Source organism: Skermanella stibiiresistens SB22, from assembly GCF_000576635.1.
In the GTDB taxonomy this organism is placed as follows: domain Bacteria; phylum Pseudomonadota; class Alphaproteobacteria; order Azospirillales; family Azospirillaceae; genus Skermanella; species Skermanella stibiiresistens.
Genome location: NZ_AVFL01000021.1, coordinates 60,285 through 74,602 on the forward strand (window position 1 = coordinate 60,285; position 14,318 = coordinate 74,602).

Genomic DNA, 14,318 nt, shown 5'->3' on the forward strand with positions numbered 1-14,318 from the left:
GACTCACCACTTCAGGATGGCGTTGACCGCGATGGTGCGGCCGGGTTGGGCGTAGCGTTCGATGCTGGTGGAGGTCCGGCTCTGGCCCGTCACGTCCTGCGGGTTCCAGTACCGCTCGTCGGTCAAGTTGAAGAGGCCGGCGTTGAGCGTGAAGTTCGGCGTCACGTCCCAATAGGCCATCAGGTCGACCACGGTGGAGGACGGCGGCTGATACAGCGTGTCGTCACTGACCCTGGATTTGCGGGCGGTGTATGTGGTCGCCAGCTCGACGCCCCAGGCGTCCTCGGGATGGTCGTAGCGGATGCCGCCGACCAGCTTCAGGGGATCGACGCTGTCGATCGGATCGCCGGTCTCCTCGTCCTCGCCCCGGGCATACCCAAGGCTGCCCAGCAGGGTGACGCCGTGGCCCACGGTCCAGTCGCCGCGCGCCTCGGCACCCCAGATCTTGACCCGCTCCAGGTTCCGCGCCTGGAACAGTTGCAGCCCGCCCGCCGTGCCGACCACGACCTGTTCGATGAAATCGCGGTAGCGGTTGTAGAAGCCGCTGACGCTGAAGCCGGCGTCGCCGAAGTCGCCGCGCAGGCCCGCCTCGAAACCGTCGCTGGTTTCCGGCTCCAGATCGGGGTTGGGCAGGACGGCATAGCCGAACGCCGCGTTGGTGAAGCCGATATTGGCGTCGTCATAGGGTGGGCTGCGGAAGCCATGGGCGTATTGCCCGAACACGGTGAAGCGGTCGTCCAGGTCATAGGTCACGCCCAGCTTGGGCGACACCGCCGTCTCGGTCACCTTGCCGACATCCAGGGTGCCGGGGTTCAGGTTGCGGTAGTCCTGGTCCGGTTCCGGATCGAGCTTGTAGTAGTCGATCCGCACTCCGGGCGTCAGGCCGAACCGGCCGATCCTGATCTCGTCCTGGACATAGGCGCCGGCCAGCAAGGTGGTGCTGTCGGGAAAGGTCTTGTTGGGGAACAACTCGCCGCCGACGAACCGGGTGACGGCGCCGGTCACCAGATTGGTCTCGGTCCGGTCGCGCGGCCTCGACGTGTCGGAATAATCGATGTCGATGCCATAGGTGAAGGTGTTGGAGAGGCCCGCCAGCACCGCCTTGCTCATCAATTGGACATCCAGGCCATAGATGTCCTGGTCGAACTCCTGGTCGGTGACGCGGAGCCGCCGCTGCCCGGCGGTCAGACGGCGTTGCGTGCTGTCCTCGCTCCGGCTGACCCGCTGCCAGGAGAGCTGCCAATTGATCTGGTCGATGAAGCCGATCGGGGCGTCGTGCTGGTGGTCCAGCGACAGGCGATAGCGGTCGGTCGTGTCGCGCGCCAGGCTGTCCAGCACCGTGGCGGAGCGCTCCGACCGGATGTCGGTCCAGGTCACCGCCTTCCGCATCTCGCCGGTCAGCTTCAGCGTGTCGTCGTCGCCGGCGTTCCAGACCAGCTTGCCCAGCAGGTTGTTGGAGAAGTAATCCTGCGGATTGGCCGTGGCCCGGCCATTGGTCTCGACCTCCTCGCCGTCGCGCCGGGTCGCCACCAGCATGCCCTCCAGGCTGCCGACCCGGCCGGCCAGCGTGGCGGTGCTGGCGAAGCTGTCATCGGCGCCGTCATAGGCGGTCTTGCCGCTGACGAAGACGTCGCGGCCGAATTCCGCCAGGTAATCGGCGGGGTCCTTGGTGATGTAGGCGACAACGCCGCCGATCGCGTCGCTGCCGTGGAGCGACGACGCCGGGCCGCGCACGATCTCGACCCGCTTGACCGTGTCCAGGTCGACATAGTCGCGGTTGAAGGTCGGGCTGGTCGCCGGAAAGTCCGGAAGGCGCGCGCCATCGACCTGGACCAGTACCCGGTTCCCGCCGATGCCGCGGATGTTGTAGTTGGTCAGGCCCGAGCGGGAGGGATCGTTGCCGATCGACACGCCCGGCTCGTAGCGCAGCAGATCGCGTGGGTTCGACACCAGCCGCCGGTCGATCTCGTCGTCGGTGATGACCGAGACGGTGCCCGGCACCTCGCCGATCGGCCGCTCGCTCCGCGTTGCGGTCACCGTCACGGGATCGAGCCGCAGCACCGATGCCGGCGGCGGGCTTTCCTCCGGCGGAGGCTGCTGGGCGAGGGCTCCCATGGCACCTAGGGCGATGAGGCTGGACGACATCAGGACCGTGCGGCTGAGGCGGAAACCAGGACGGGACATTCCCGCGCCCGTGGCTCTGATGCTAATGATACTAAGACTCAGTCGCAATTTGTTTTTCTCCGGTCTGGAAGTCGGGTGACCCGGTGGGCATCTAATTGCTAATGAGAATCGTTCTCATTTACAAGGTGGAAATTGGGCTAATTTTCTGGTGGCGCCTGAACGGACGATAAAGTGGAAACCGATTAATCAGTATGCTGATGAATTGACGCATACCGGTGCCATTCGCCCGCGTCTCCGATCCTGAAACACCCCGGTATGCTGATAAACCCGTGCTGGCACGATCCTTGCCAACCCGTTCACCGTCCCGGTGTCTCGACCGGGGCGCGGGGAAGAGCAGGGGAACCGGCCATGGACGATTTCACGACGATCCCGATGATCGACGTCAGCGCCTTGAGGGGCGGCGGCGGCGACGAAAAGGCTGCTTGCGCTGGTTTGATCGGCGACGCCTGTCGACGCGCGGGGTTCTTCCAGATCACGGGCCACGGCGTCGATCAAGCCCTGCTCGACGGCGTCCACGACGTGGCGAAGGACTTCTTCGCTTTGCCCACCGCGGACAAGATGGCGGTGGCGCTGACCAAGTCACCCCAGTATCGCGGCTACTTCCCCCTGAAGGGCGAGGTCACCGACACCGCGTTCGGCGGCGATCCCAAGGAAGGCTTCGACATCTCCCTGGAACTGCCGGTCCAAGCGGCGGGCGCTGGGGGGTGGCCGAAGCTGCGCGGTCCCAACCAGTGGCCGGACGGCATGCCGGAGTTCCGCCAGCGGCTGACCGATTACCACGGAGCGCTTTGCGACCTGGGCCGCTCGTTGTCACGGGGCTTCGCGCTGGCTCTCGACCTGCCGGAGGATTTCTTCCTGTCGAAGCTGGACGCACCGACCGCGATCCTCCGCATCCTCCACTACCCACCGGTCGAAACCGTCGCCGATCCCACCAGCCTGCCGCCCCACGGGTGCGGCGCCCATACCGACTACGGCTACCTGACCATCCTGGCGCAAGACGGTTCGGGCGGCTTGCAGGTCCAGAACCTGGCTGGCGCCTGGATCGACGTGCCGCCGACCCCCGGCGCCTATGTCTGCAACATCGGCGAGATGATGGCGCGCTGGACCGGCGACGAGTTCCGGGCGACCTCGCACCGCGTCGTCCGCGTGTCCCCTGGCTCCCGCTATTCCATTCCGTTCTTCCTCCATCCCAATCCCGACGTGCTGATCGAGCCGCTGCCAAGCCGCGGCGCCGTGGCGTTCGAGCCGACCACCAGCGGCGCCTATCTGCTACGGCGCCTCGAAGGAGCCTACGCCTGACCGCCCCCGATCCCGCCAACCGCCTCCCGACCCCCGGGCCACTGGAGACGCTCCATGGGTAACGACGACTGGTTCTCCGCCGTCCATATTCCCGTCCAAGGTTGGGCCGACAATCTGGTGCTCTGGCTGGCCCAGCATTGGCGGCCAGCCTTCCAGACGGTCCGGGCGCCGATGATCGCCGCCATCGACGCGCTGACGACGGTGCTGACCTCGGCGCCGCCGCCGCTGGTGCTGATACTGCTGTTCCTGCTGGCGTGGCAGATCAGCGGTGTCCGCAACGCGGTCGTCGCCACTGCCCTGATGTTCGCGGTCGGCATGATCGGCGTCTGGTCCGACGCGATGCGGACCCTGTCGCTGGTGACGGTCGCCGTGCTGCTGTGCTTCGGGATCGGCTTTCCGCTCGGCATCCTGTCGGCGCGCTCCGACCGGCTGGAGGGCGCGCTCAAGCCGCTGCTCGACCTGATGCAGACCCTGCCGGCCTTCGTCTATCTCGTGCCGATCGTGCTGCTGTTCGGCATCGGCGACCTGTCCGGCGTGTTGGTGACGGCGGTCTTCGCGGTGCCGCCGCTGATCCGGCTGACCAGCCTCGGCATCCGGGGCGTCCCGCCGCCGATGGTCGAGGCCGCCGTCAGCCTGGGTGCCACACCCGCCAACGTGCTGTTCATGGTCAGCCTGCCGATCGCCTTGCCCGCCATCCTGACCGGCATCAACCAGACCATCATGATGTCGCTGGCGATGGTGACCTACGCCTCGATGATCGGCGTCGGCGGACTGGGGCAGCTGGTCCTGCGCGGCATCGGCCGGCTCGACATGGGGCTGGCGATGGTGGGCGGCGCCGGGATCGTGGCGCTGGCGATAGTCCTGACCGACCTGGTCCAGCCACGCGGCACGGCGCCCCGCGTCAAGCGCGTCTCCCGCTCCACCCCGATCGGCCTCGTCCGCGCCCTGATCGCCCGCGTCTCCCGTCCCGCCACACCCACCGCGATTCCCATGAAGAGAGGTTCCTGATGCCGTCGTTCCACCGCCTTGGCAAACTCCGCCTGCTGGCGCTTCTCGCGCTGGGATTGGCCGCGGCGCCGGCCGTCAACGCCGCGTCATCCCTGCCGGGAGCCGGCGTCACCGTCCAGGCGACCCATGACAGCACGGCGGAGACGCTGTTCCAGACGGAGATCGTCAATATCGGGCTGGAGAAGCTGGGCTACACGGTCAAGCCGATCCTGCCGCTGCAAATCCCCGCGATGTATCTGGCGGCGTCCACCGGCGACGTCACCTTCACCGCGTCGGCCTGGAACCCGCTCCAGAACGCCTTCTTCGAGCGTGTCGGCGGCAGCTCGACGCTGGTTCGCATGGGCGGTCTGATCTCCGGCGCCAGCCAGGGCTATCTGGTCGACAAGAAGACGGTCGCCCAATACGGCATCAAGAACGTCGAGCAGCTGAAGGACCCCAAGATCGCCGCCGTGTTCGCCGATGGCGGCACCAAGGCCAAGCTGATCGGCTGCCCGCCCGGCTGGGGCTGCGAGCGCGCGATCGAGCATCAGCTCACCGCCTACGGCCTGCGGCCGACCGTCGAACACGTCCAGGGTGACATGGCCGTGCTCGCCGCCGACGTGATCGCCCGTTACAACGAGGGCAAGCCGGTCCTCTACTACACGTATACGCCGCTCTGGCTGTCGCAGGTGCTGGTGCCCGGCCGCGACGTCGAGTTCCTGGAGGTGCCGTACACCGCCTTGCCCGAACCGACCGATCCCAGCGCCACCACGCTGCCCGACGGGCGCAATGTCGGGTTCACCAAGAACACCATCCACGTCGTCGCCAACAAGGAGTTCATCGAGAAGAACCCTGTGGCCAGGAAGTGGTTCGAGCTGGTCTCCATCCCGATCGCCGACGTCAACGCCGAGAACTTCCAGATCTACAAGGGCGAGAAGTCGTCGGAACAGATCCGCAAGCACGCCGAGGACTGGATCGCCAAGCATCAGGCCGAGGTCGACGCCTGGATCGCCGAGGCGGCCCAGGCCGCCAAGTCCTGACCTTCATCGGCATCCGGGAAACGCCGCCATGACCTCCGCCACCCCATCCTCCGCGACACCGACGGTCATCACGATCGAGAACCTGTGGAAGCTCTATGGCCCGGCCCGCAAGGTCAAGGCCGCGGCGGCGGCGCTGGGGCGGGGCGGCGCGGTCAAGCATCTGCCGACCGGCCACGGCGTCTTCGCCGCCGTGGCGGATGTCAATCTGGAGGTCCGGCGGCGCGAGATCCTGTGCGTCATGGGACTGTCGGGCAGCGGCAAGTCGACGCTGATCCGCCACATCAACGGGTTGATCCCGCCGACGGTGGGGACGGTGCGGGTCGATGGCCGCTCGGTCCAGGACCTGTCGGCGCCGAGCCTGCGGGAGCTGCGCGCCAGCCAGGTCGGCATGGTGTTCCAGAGCGCCAGCCTGTTCCCCCACCGCTCCGTGCTGGAGAACGTGACCTTCGGGCTGGAGGTGCGGGGATTGCCCAAGCAGGCGCGGGAGGACATGGCGCGGGAGTGGCTGGCGCGCATGCGGCTGCACGACTGCGCCGACCTGTTCCCGACCGAACTGTCCGGCGGCATGCAGCAGCGGGTCGGGCTGGCCCGCACCATGGTGACCGACCCCGACATCCTGCTGCTGGACGAGCCGTTCAGCGCGCTGGACCCGATCATCCGCCGCGACTTGCAGGCGCAGTTCGTGGCCCTGGTGCGGGACCTGAACAAGACGGCGGTCTTCATCACCCACGATTTCGACGAGGCGCTGAAGATCGCCGACCGCATCGCCGTCATGGTGGAGGGGCGGATCGTCCAGATCGGCCCGCCACACGACATCCTGATGCGCCCGGCCACTCCCCAGGTCGCCGACTTCGCCACCGACGAGCTTCGTCGGCGCCATGCCAGGGCCGGCGACCTCGCGATGGGCGACACCTTCGGAACGGACACGCCAGCCAGCGCCACCATCCGTCTGCCGGCGGCGGCTCCCTTCGCCGACGTGCTCGAAGCCCTTGGACGGGATGACGTCACCATCGCCGTGATCGCCGAGGACGGCAGCACCACCGGCCACATCGACCGCGGCTCGATCATCCGGCATCTGGGGGGAGCCGGACTGTCCGCCGCCTGACACACCAACCACCATCGAAAAAGGTGAGACATGCCCAAGCATTTGACCAAGGATCAGGTCCGCCATTTCCGCGAGGAGGGCTGGCTCGCGCCCCTGCGGGCCATGAGCGCCGAGGACGCCCTGAAATGCCGCGACGGCGTCGAGACGCTGGAGCGCCAAGTCGGCCGCGAGGCCAACGCCTTCATGAAGATCAAGGGCTACCTCGCGTCACCGTGGATCGTGGAACTGGCCCGTCGGCCGGAGATCCTGGACGCGGTCGAGGACATCATCGGCCCCGACATCATGCTGTTCGGCGCGTCGATCTTCGCCAAGGGCGGCCGCGATAGCCGTTATGTCTCGTGGCACCAGGATTCGGCTTATTTCGGCCTGTCACCGCATGAGGAGATCACCGCCTGGGTGGCGTTCACCGAGAGCACGGTGGACAATGGCTGCCTGCGGGTGGTCCCCCGCACCCACACCGGTCCCGACCGCGAGCACGTCGAGACCTACGCGCCCGACAACATGCTGGCGCGTGGCCAGGAGCTGCAAGGGATCGACGAATCCCAAGCGGTCGACCTCGTGCTGAAGCCCGGCGAGTTCTCGCTGCACCATGAACGCACGGCGCATGGCTCCAGCGCCAACCGCACCGGCGACCGGCGGATAGGGTTGGCCTTCTTCTACATTCCCGCCCATGTCGGCTCGACCATCGGCCGCCGCACGGCGACGCTGGTCCGGGGCGTGGATCGTTTCAACCACTGGGACCCCGATCCCCTGCCACAAACCGAACTGGATCCCGTCGCCTTCAAGGCGCTGGAAGCCGCCTGGGGTCAGTACAAGGACGGCGAGGTCCGGCAGGCGGCGAACGAGCCCACCACGGCCTGAGTGTTCACCGCGTCGTTTTCCGGAATTCCAGCCACGCCAACCGGGCGGCGTGCCGAATTCCGGAACGATGGGCCGGCGCTTCGCCGACCTCCGCCGGCATGACCCATACGTGTCAAACACTTAACGTCTTGTCGACACCGGTCCCAAGAATGGCACGGAACCTGCTCTAGGTCCCTCAGTTGTACTGCCGCTCGACACGAAGAATGCCCGGCATCCCCAGTGGGAACGGTCGGCGATAGCGGTAGGGTCAAGGGAGAGGGAACCATGCAGGCCACAGGAAGCGCCGGCGCCGCCGCCGCGCCCGTTCACCACAAGAAAATCTACCAGCACCTCTATTTCCAGGTCCTCTGCGCCATCGTCATCGGCGTGGCGGTCGGGTATTTCTACCCGGAATTCGGCGCCAGCCTCAAATGGCTGGGCGACCTCTTCATCAAACTGATCAAGATGCTGATCGCCCCGATCATCTTCTGCACCGTCGTCCACGGCATCGCCAGCATGGAGGACATGAAGAAGGTTGGCCGGGTCGGCATCAAGGCTCTGATCTACTTCGAGGTCATGACCACCCTGGCGCTGATCATCGGTCTGGTCGTAGTCAACCTGTGGCAGCCGGGCGCCGGCATGAACGTCGACGTCAACTCGCTCGACACCAAGGCGATCGCGGCCTACACCTCGAAGGCGTCCGAGCAGGGCACCATCGAGTACATCATGCACATCGTGCCCTCGACGGTGGTCGGAGCCTTCGCGGAAGGCGAGATCCTGCAGGTCCTGTTCTTCGCCCTGCTGTTCGGCTTCGCGCTGTTCTCGCTGGGTGAGAAGGGCAAGCCGCTGCTGGGCATCATCGACCAGTCGGCCCATGTCTTCTTCAAGATCGTCGGCATCGTGATGAAGGTGGCCCCGATCGGCGCGTTCGGCGCGATGGCCTTCACCATCGGCAAGTACGGCGTCGGCTCGCTGCTGTCGCTGGGCCAGCTGATGCTGGCGTTCTACGCCACCTGCCTGCTCTTCATCTTCCTGGTGCTGGGAACGGTCGCCCGACTGGCCGGCTTCAGCATCATCAAGTTCATCAAGTACATCAAGGAGGAGCTGCTGATCGTCCTCGGCACCTCCTCGTCGGAATCGGTCCTGCCCCGCATGATCGCCAAGATGGAGTTGCTGGGCTGCGAGAAGTCGGTCGTCGGTCTGGTGATCCCGACCGGCTATTCGTTCAATCTCGACGGCACCTGCATCTACCTGACCATGGCGGCGATCTTCCTGGCCCAGGCGACCGGCGTCGACCTCAGCCTGTCGCAGGAGATCGGCATCATCGCCGTCCTGCTGCTGACCTCCAAGGGTGCCGCCGGCGTCACCGGCAGCGGCTTCATCGTGCTGGCGGCGACGCTGGCGTCGGTCGGCCACATCCCGGTCGCCAGCATCGCGCTGATCCTGGGCGTCGACCGCTTCATGTCGGAGGCGCGGGCCCTGACCAACCTGATCGGCAACGGTATCGCCACCGTCGTCGTCGCCCGTTGGGAAGGCGCCCTGGATGTCGACCGCATGCATCGCCATCTCAACAACGAGACGGACGCCGAGGCCGATAGCCCGGAATCGGTCCTGGTGACCGAGGAGGAAAGCTCCGGCATCGGCCAAGCGCGCGCCTACTGAGCCTGGGTCCACCGAACCCTGGGTCACCATGATGGCGGGGAGTCCCTCGGGGCTTCCCGCCATCTTTCGGTTCGATGGGAGCCAAAGAGATGTCGGGAACCCTGAGCGTGCTGCTGGTCGAGGACGACGACGCCGTGCGCGCGTCCAGCATCCAGACCTTCCAACTGGCCGGCATCGACGCCAAGGGCTTCGGCTCCGCGGAGCCGGTCAGGGACATGCTCCACCCCGATTTTCCCGCCGTCATCGTCACCGACGTGCGACTGCCCGGCATGAACGGCCTGGCCTTGCTCGAACACGCGACGCGGGCCGATCCAAAGCTGCCGGTGGTGGTGATCACCGGTCACGGCGACATCTCCATGGCGGTGGAAGCCATGCGGATCGGCGCCTATGATTTCATCGAGAAGCCCTTTCCGACCGAGCGCCTCGTCAATTCGGTCCAGCGCGCGCTGGAGCGGCGCGCCCTGACGCTCGAGGTCGGCACGCTGCGCCGCAAGCTGTCCGACCGCGACGGCATCGAGACGGTGCTGCTCGGCCAGTCGCCCGCCATCCAGGAGGTCCGCCGCGTCATCCTCCAGGTGGCGGACGCAGCCGCCGACGTGCTGATCCTGGGCGAGACCGGGACAGGCAAGGAACTGGTCGCCCGCTGCCTCCATCAATTCTCGCCCCGCCGCGACAACAACTTCGTCGCCCTCAACTGCGGCGCCATGCCGGAGACGATGTTCGAGAGCGAGGTGTTCGGCCACGAGACCGGTGCCTTCACCGGCGCCAGCCGCCAGCGCGTCGGCCGGCTGGAACACGCCGACGGCGGCACCCTGCTGCTCGACGAGATCGAGAGCATGCCCCTGGCGCTCCAGGTCAAGCTGCTGCGCGCCGTGCAGGAACGCATGGTCGAACGGCTCGGCTCGAACAAGGAGATCCCGATCGACGTCCGGATCGTCGCCGCGACCAAGGAGGATCTGGCGGAACTGAGTCGTCAGCAACGCTTCCGCGCCGATCTGTATTACAGGCTGAACGTCATCTCGGTGACCCTGCCGCCGCTCCGCGAGCGGCGCGAGGACATCCCGCTGCTGTTCGAGCATTTCGTGCTGCAGGGTGCCGCCCGCTTCCGCCGCGAGGCCCCCGTGCTGTCGAGCGGCCAGCGCCAGAAGCTGATGGCCTACGCGTGGCCCGGCAACGTCCGCGAGCTGCGCAATGTCGCCGACCGCTTCGTGCTGGGCGTCCACGGCAGCCCGCTCGACCTCACCAAGGCGGGCGCCGACGCCGAGCCGCCCTCCTTCGCGGAGCAGGTCGACGCCTTCGAGCGCGCGACCCTGGCCGAAGCGATGTCCCGCCACCAAGGCAACATCGCCGCCGTCAGCGATAGCCTCAAGCTTCCCCGCAAGACCCTCTACGACAAGCTGAAGCGCCTCAACCTGGCGATCGAGACGTTTCGGTAAGGCTCTATCAGCGCGGATTGTTGGCGTCCCATGTCCTCCCCATATCCGAGGCCGGGTGGGCGTGCTGTCGGCGGTGCTGACCTAATCGAGCGATTGGTCAGTACCGCCGCACTTGCAAGACCTTCTTGGCTTGGTAGCGTTCGACGAACGCGTCGCGAATGCGGCGGAACTCGCTCGGCGGCAAATGACCGTAATGGAAGCGACCCGGCTGACGTGGAAGGTTCCGTAAGTCTTGCGGCCATAGGTCGATGTTGCACTCCGAAATCAGCAACCATTGTGGGGCGGAATCCAGCCCGGCTTTTCGCTTGGCATGATCGGAAAGTTTAATCCCAACTTGATCGTCGCTTGGCGGCGAATGGGAAATCGGGAGATAGACAACGTACTGATCCAGCTCGGAGCCCGGCTCGGTATCATCCTGCGACTTCTTCCTAAATGTCGCAACGACACACGCCGGATGATCCTTATCAGCGGTCGGCGCATCCTTCCGTCGATGCCATCTGTATTCATACTGAACCACCAGACCGAGATCCAGTTCTGGCAGTGGCATGCTCAGGCATCCTCGTCGAGATGGTTATATCTTGCGTCCATCTCGGAGTTTGCAATCTGCTCGACCAGCCATTCAGGCAAATCCTCGGTTGCCATGGCCCGCTTATCGCGTTTTTTCAAGCGCGCGTACTCTTCCGCCGATACGATGACAACTGACGGCTTGTTGTAATGTGAGACATACACAGGCTCTTCCTCAGCGATCGCTCTGTACTCGCCAAAGTTTTTCTGCACATCTCCTGAACTCACTTGCGGCATGGTCATCTCCACAGCATTCTCACGGCAAATCTTACGTAACATGTTGGCTATTGTCCAAGCCTGCTTATTCCAAGGCTGAAAAAAGGCTGGATCCAACATGTTTCGCTAAACAGAGCCTTCGGTAATCACTCCCGAGATGGCCATCCGGCTGTCCAGATCGTTCGGCAGCCGTGCCGAGATCTGGCTGGCACTTCAATTCGATCACGACATGGCGAAGGCGGGAAGCCCCGCCTAGAGAAGTTCCCGTCTAGAGAGGTTTCCGATCAGGATGGGGGGCGTGCTTCCATAGGGGCCGATCTTCCTCTTGAAGCAACATTCCGGGCGGGCTTTCACCCCTTTCGTCATGCGCGGACTTGATCCGCGCATCTGTAATCCGGAGTTCAGCGAACGAAAACAAACTGAGGTGGAAATCCTCATATCGGTTTCCGCTCGGAGATGCGCGGATCAAGTCCGCGCATGACGAAGAGAGTGGAAGAGACGGAACGTCCTTGAGGCTCAAAAACCATGTCCGCGCCGATCGAACCTGATCCGGGGATGCAAGCTGATCGAAAACCGCCCTTAAACCTGCTTGCGCTCGATCTCCACGCCGATGCTGGCGGCTTCGGCGAAGACGTCCAGCTTCTCGACGCGCACCGTGGCGACCTTGACGCGGCGGTCGATCAGCAGGCGCTCGGCGATGCGCTCCGCCAGCGTCTCGCACAGGTTGACATGGCCGGCGCCGACGATCTCCTTGGCGGCCGCGATCATGGTGTCATAGGACACAACGTCGGCCAACTGGTCCCGCGACGGGCCGGGACGCAGCTCGACTTGGAGGTCCAGGTTGACGCGGATGCGCTGCGGCTTCTCCCGTTCGTGATCATAGGCGCCGATTTGCGCGTCGAGCACGAGGTCACGGATGAAGACGCGGGTGAGAGCGCGCTCGGCGGACTGGCGCGCCACCGGGGCGACGACTTGGGCGAAAAGCTTGTTCATGGCGCGCTGCTTTACCATTCCGGCCCCTTCAAGCCAAGCGTCGGCGATGAGATAATAAAGGGTTTATCAGCAATGCAGCTCCGCGAGAACTTTCTGCCTCAGCATGTCGATTGGGCGCTGCTCTCCATTGCCCGCGTCGAAATGCCAGAAAGTCCAGCCATTGCAGGCCGGCAAGCCCTGCATCGCGGCGCCGACCTGATGGATCGATCCGCAATGATCGCCCAGATGGTTGCTGCCGATCAACATGCCATCGGCGCGGACATGCGCCGTGTGCTTGCGGCGCTGGTCGGATAGGACGGTGCCGGGGTTCAGCAGACCGCGCTCGATCAGCCAGCCGAACGGCACCCGCGGCGCTTGGCGCTTGGCCGGCGCGTAGAGCAATTCCTTGTTCGGAGCCTCCTGGACGGCGGCGATCCGCGCGTTGGCGACCTGGGCGTATTGGTGCTCGCGCTCGATCCCGATCCACGACCGGCCAAGCCGCTTGGCGACGGCGCCCGTCGTGCCGGTGCCGAAGAACGGGTCCAGCACCACGTCGCCCGGCTCGGTCGAGGCCATGATGCAGCGGTAGAGCAGGGCTTCCGGCTTCTGGGTCGGATGGGCCTTGTTGCCGTCGGCGTCCTTGATCCGCTCCTGGCCGGTGCACAGCGGGAACAGCCAGTCGCTTCGCATTTGCAGGTCGTCGTTGAGGCTCTTCATCGCCTCGTAGGCGAAGTGGTAGCGGGCCTCCTTGGACTTGGCGGCCCAGATCAGGGTCTCGTGCGCGTTGGTGAAGCGGCGGCCCCGGAAGTTGGGCATCGGGTTTGTCTTGCGCCAGATCACGTCGTTGAGCAGCCAGAAGCCCAGGTCCTGGAGCGCCGAGCCGACGCGGAAGATGTTGTGGTAGCTGCCGATCACCCAGAGGCAGCCGTCATCCTTCAGCGCGTGCCGGGACGCCGCCAGCCAATCTCGCGTGAAGCGGTCATAGGTCGCGAGATCGGCGAACTTGTCCCAGTCCTCCTCCACCCCCTCGACGCGGGAATGGTTCGGCCGCAAGAGGTCGCCCCCCAACTGGAGATTGTAGGGAGGGTCCGCGAACACCATGTCGACCGAACCGGCCGGCAGGCCGTTCATGACGGTGACGCAATCGCCGACCAGAATGCGGTTCTGGTGCATCGGGACCACGGTGGAGGGCGCCTTGACGGCGGGCCCGCGGAAGGCCTTGGGGGAAAGTGCTTGACTCATTGCGGCAAGATGAGTCGAGCGCGAATCCGCGTCAATCCTTATTTGTCGAACTTGGAGTCGCCCGCCACTTTCTCCATCGATCGAGTCTCCAGCGCAACCTTTACCGGTCCGAAGCTGCGCCGGTGATGCGGTGTCACTCCCAATGAAATCAATGCCTTACGGTGCTCCGCCGTCGGATAGCCCGCGTTTCGCTCCCAGCCGTATCCCGGATGCCTCCGCGCCAGTTCGGCCATCATGCGGTCGCGTTCCACCTTCGCCACGACCGACGCGGCGGCGATCGACAGCGACGCGGCGTCGCCGCCGACGATGGTGACCGTGCGGCACGCCAGACCCGGCGCCTTGTTGCCGTCGATCAGCGCCACCGCCGGGGTGGAGCGAAGCCCTTCGACCGCCCGCCGCATCGCCAGCAGGCTGGCCTGGAGGATGTTGATCCGGTCGATCTCCTCGACCTCCGCGATCCCGATCGCGACGTCGCAGCACGCCAGGATCAGTGGCGCCAACTCCTCGCGGACGCCGGCCTTCAAGAGCTTGCTGTCGTTGATCAGGGCCGCCAGGGCGGGGGGCAGGCCCTCGGCGGGCAGGATGGCGGCGGCGGCGACCACGGGACCCGCCAGGGGACCGCGTCCGACCTCGTCCACGCCGCAGACGAGGATGCCGGTGCCATAACCGGCGGCGATCTCGTGGGTCAGGTCGGGCATCGGGGGACCGTTCGGGTTGCGCCGCCGCCGGGGACCCGGCGCGGCTGTCCGGCGGTGATAGCCCAGCCGTCCC

Annotated in this window: 13 protein-coding genes; 7 read left to right on the forward strand and 6 right to left on the reverse strand. The window is 65.7% G+C overall.

Annotated elements, in window-relative coordinates:
- Positions 1-3: 3 nt before the first annotated feature.
- On the reverse strand, positions 4-2,184 hold the full coding sequence (locus N825_RS24130; protein WP_037457798.1) for a TonB-dependent hemoglobin/transferrin/lactoferrin family receptor: 2,181 nt from the start codon (positions 2,182-2,184) through the stop codon (positions 4-6).
- Between the two features lie 348 nt (positions 2,185-2,532).
- On the opposite strand from N825_RS24130, the gene N825_RS24135 reads away from it, so the two are divergent.
- The 7 genes from N825_RS24135 to N825_RS24165 all read left to right on the forward strand — a co-directional run bounded on the left by N825_RS24135 (position 2,533) and on the right by N825_RS24165 (position 10,553).
- On the forward strand, positions 2,533-3,483 hold the full coding sequence (locus tag N825_RS24135; protein ID WP_037457799.1) for an isopenicillin N synthase family dioxygenase: 951 nt from the start codon (positions 2,533-2,535) through the stop codon (positions 3,481-3,483).
- 54 nt (positions 3,484-3,537) lie between these two features.
- Positions 3,538-4,491 (forward strand): ABC transporter permease, encoded by a 954-nt coding sequence (locus N825_RS24140; protein ID WP_051512897.1) that lies wholly within the window; start codon positions 3,538-3,540, stop codon positions 4,489-4,491.
- Positions 4,491-5,510 carry a glycine betaine/L-proline ABC transporter substrate-binding protein ProX gene (gene proX, locus N825_RS24145; protein ID WP_051512899.1) on the forward strand — a complete coding sequence of 340 codons (1,020 nt, stop codon included), beginning with the start codon at positions 4,491-4,493 and terminating at the stop codon, positions 5,508-5,510. Before N825_RS24140 ends, proX begins: the two co-directional genes overlap by 1 nt.
- Positions 5,511-5,538: 28 nt before the next feature.
- A complete protein-coding gene (locus tag N825_RS24150) occupies positions 5,539-6,615 on the forward strand; it encodes an ATP-binding cassette domain-containing protein (protein WP_051512901.1) in 1,077 nt (358 codons plus the stop codon).
- A 30-nt stretch (positions 6,616-6,645) separates the two neighbouring features.
- A complete protein-coding gene (locus N825_RS24155) occupies positions 6,646-7,476 on the forward strand; it encodes a phytanoyl-CoA dioxygenase family protein (protein WP_037457800.1) in 831 nt (276 codons plus the stop codon).
- Positions 7,477-7,740: 264 nt separating this feature from the next.
- Complete coding sequence (locus N825_RS24160) at positions 7,741-9,117, forward strand: C4-dicarboxylate transporter DctA (RefSeq protein ID WP_051512903.1); 1,377 nt, start codon at positions 7,741-7,743, stop codon at positions 9,115-9,117.
- Between the two features lie 89 nt (positions 9,118-9,206).
- Entirely contained in the window at positions 9,207-10,553 is a 1,347-nt protein-coding gene (locus N825_RS24165) for a sigma-54-dependent transcriptional regulator (RefSeq protein ID WP_037457802.1), read from the forward strand.
- Positions 10,554-10,650: 97 nt separating this feature from the next.
- Here N825_RS24165 and N825_RS24170 read toward each other — a convergent pair whose 3' ends face one another.
- From N825_RS24170 to N825_RS24190, 5 genes are all read right to left on the reverse strand, one after another.
- Positions 10,651-11,100, reverse strand: coding sequence for a hypothetical protein (locus N825_RS24170; protein ID WP_037457805.1), 450 nt, complete (start codon positions 11,098-11,100; stop codon positions 10,651-10,653).
- Positions 11,101-11,102: 2 nt separating this feature from the next.
- Positions 11,103-11,453 carry a type II toxin-antitoxin system Phd/YefM family antitoxin gene (locus N825_RS24175; protein ID WP_084165025.1) on the reverse strand — a complete coding sequence of 117 codons (351 nt, stop codon included), beginning with the start codon at positions 11,451-11,453 and terminating at the stop codon, positions 11,103-11,105.
- A gap of 459 nt (positions 11,454-11,912) precedes the next feature.
- Positions 11,913-12,326, reverse strand: coding sequence for a dihydroneopterin aldolase (gene folB, locus N825_RS24180; RefSeq protein WP_037457806.1), 414 nt, complete (start codon positions 12,324-12,326; stop codon positions 11,913-11,915).
- A 66-nt stretch (positions 12,327-12,392) separates the two neighbouring features.
- Positions 12,393-13,478 carry a site-specific DNA-methyltransferase gene (locus tag N825_RS24185; RefSeq protein WP_037457920.1) on the reverse strand — a complete coding sequence of 362 codons (1,086 nt, stop codon included), beginning with the start codon at positions 13,476-13,478 and terminating at the stop codon, positions 12,393-12,395.
- A 107-nt stretch (positions 13,479-13,585) separates the two neighbouring features.
- Positions 13,586-14,245 (reverse strand): ribonuclease HII, encoded by a 660-nt coding sequence (locus N825_RS24190; RefSeq protein WP_051512907.1) that lies wholly within the window; start codon positions 14,243-14,245, stop codon positions 13,586-13,588.
- Positions 14,246-14,318 lie beyond the last annotated feature (73 nt).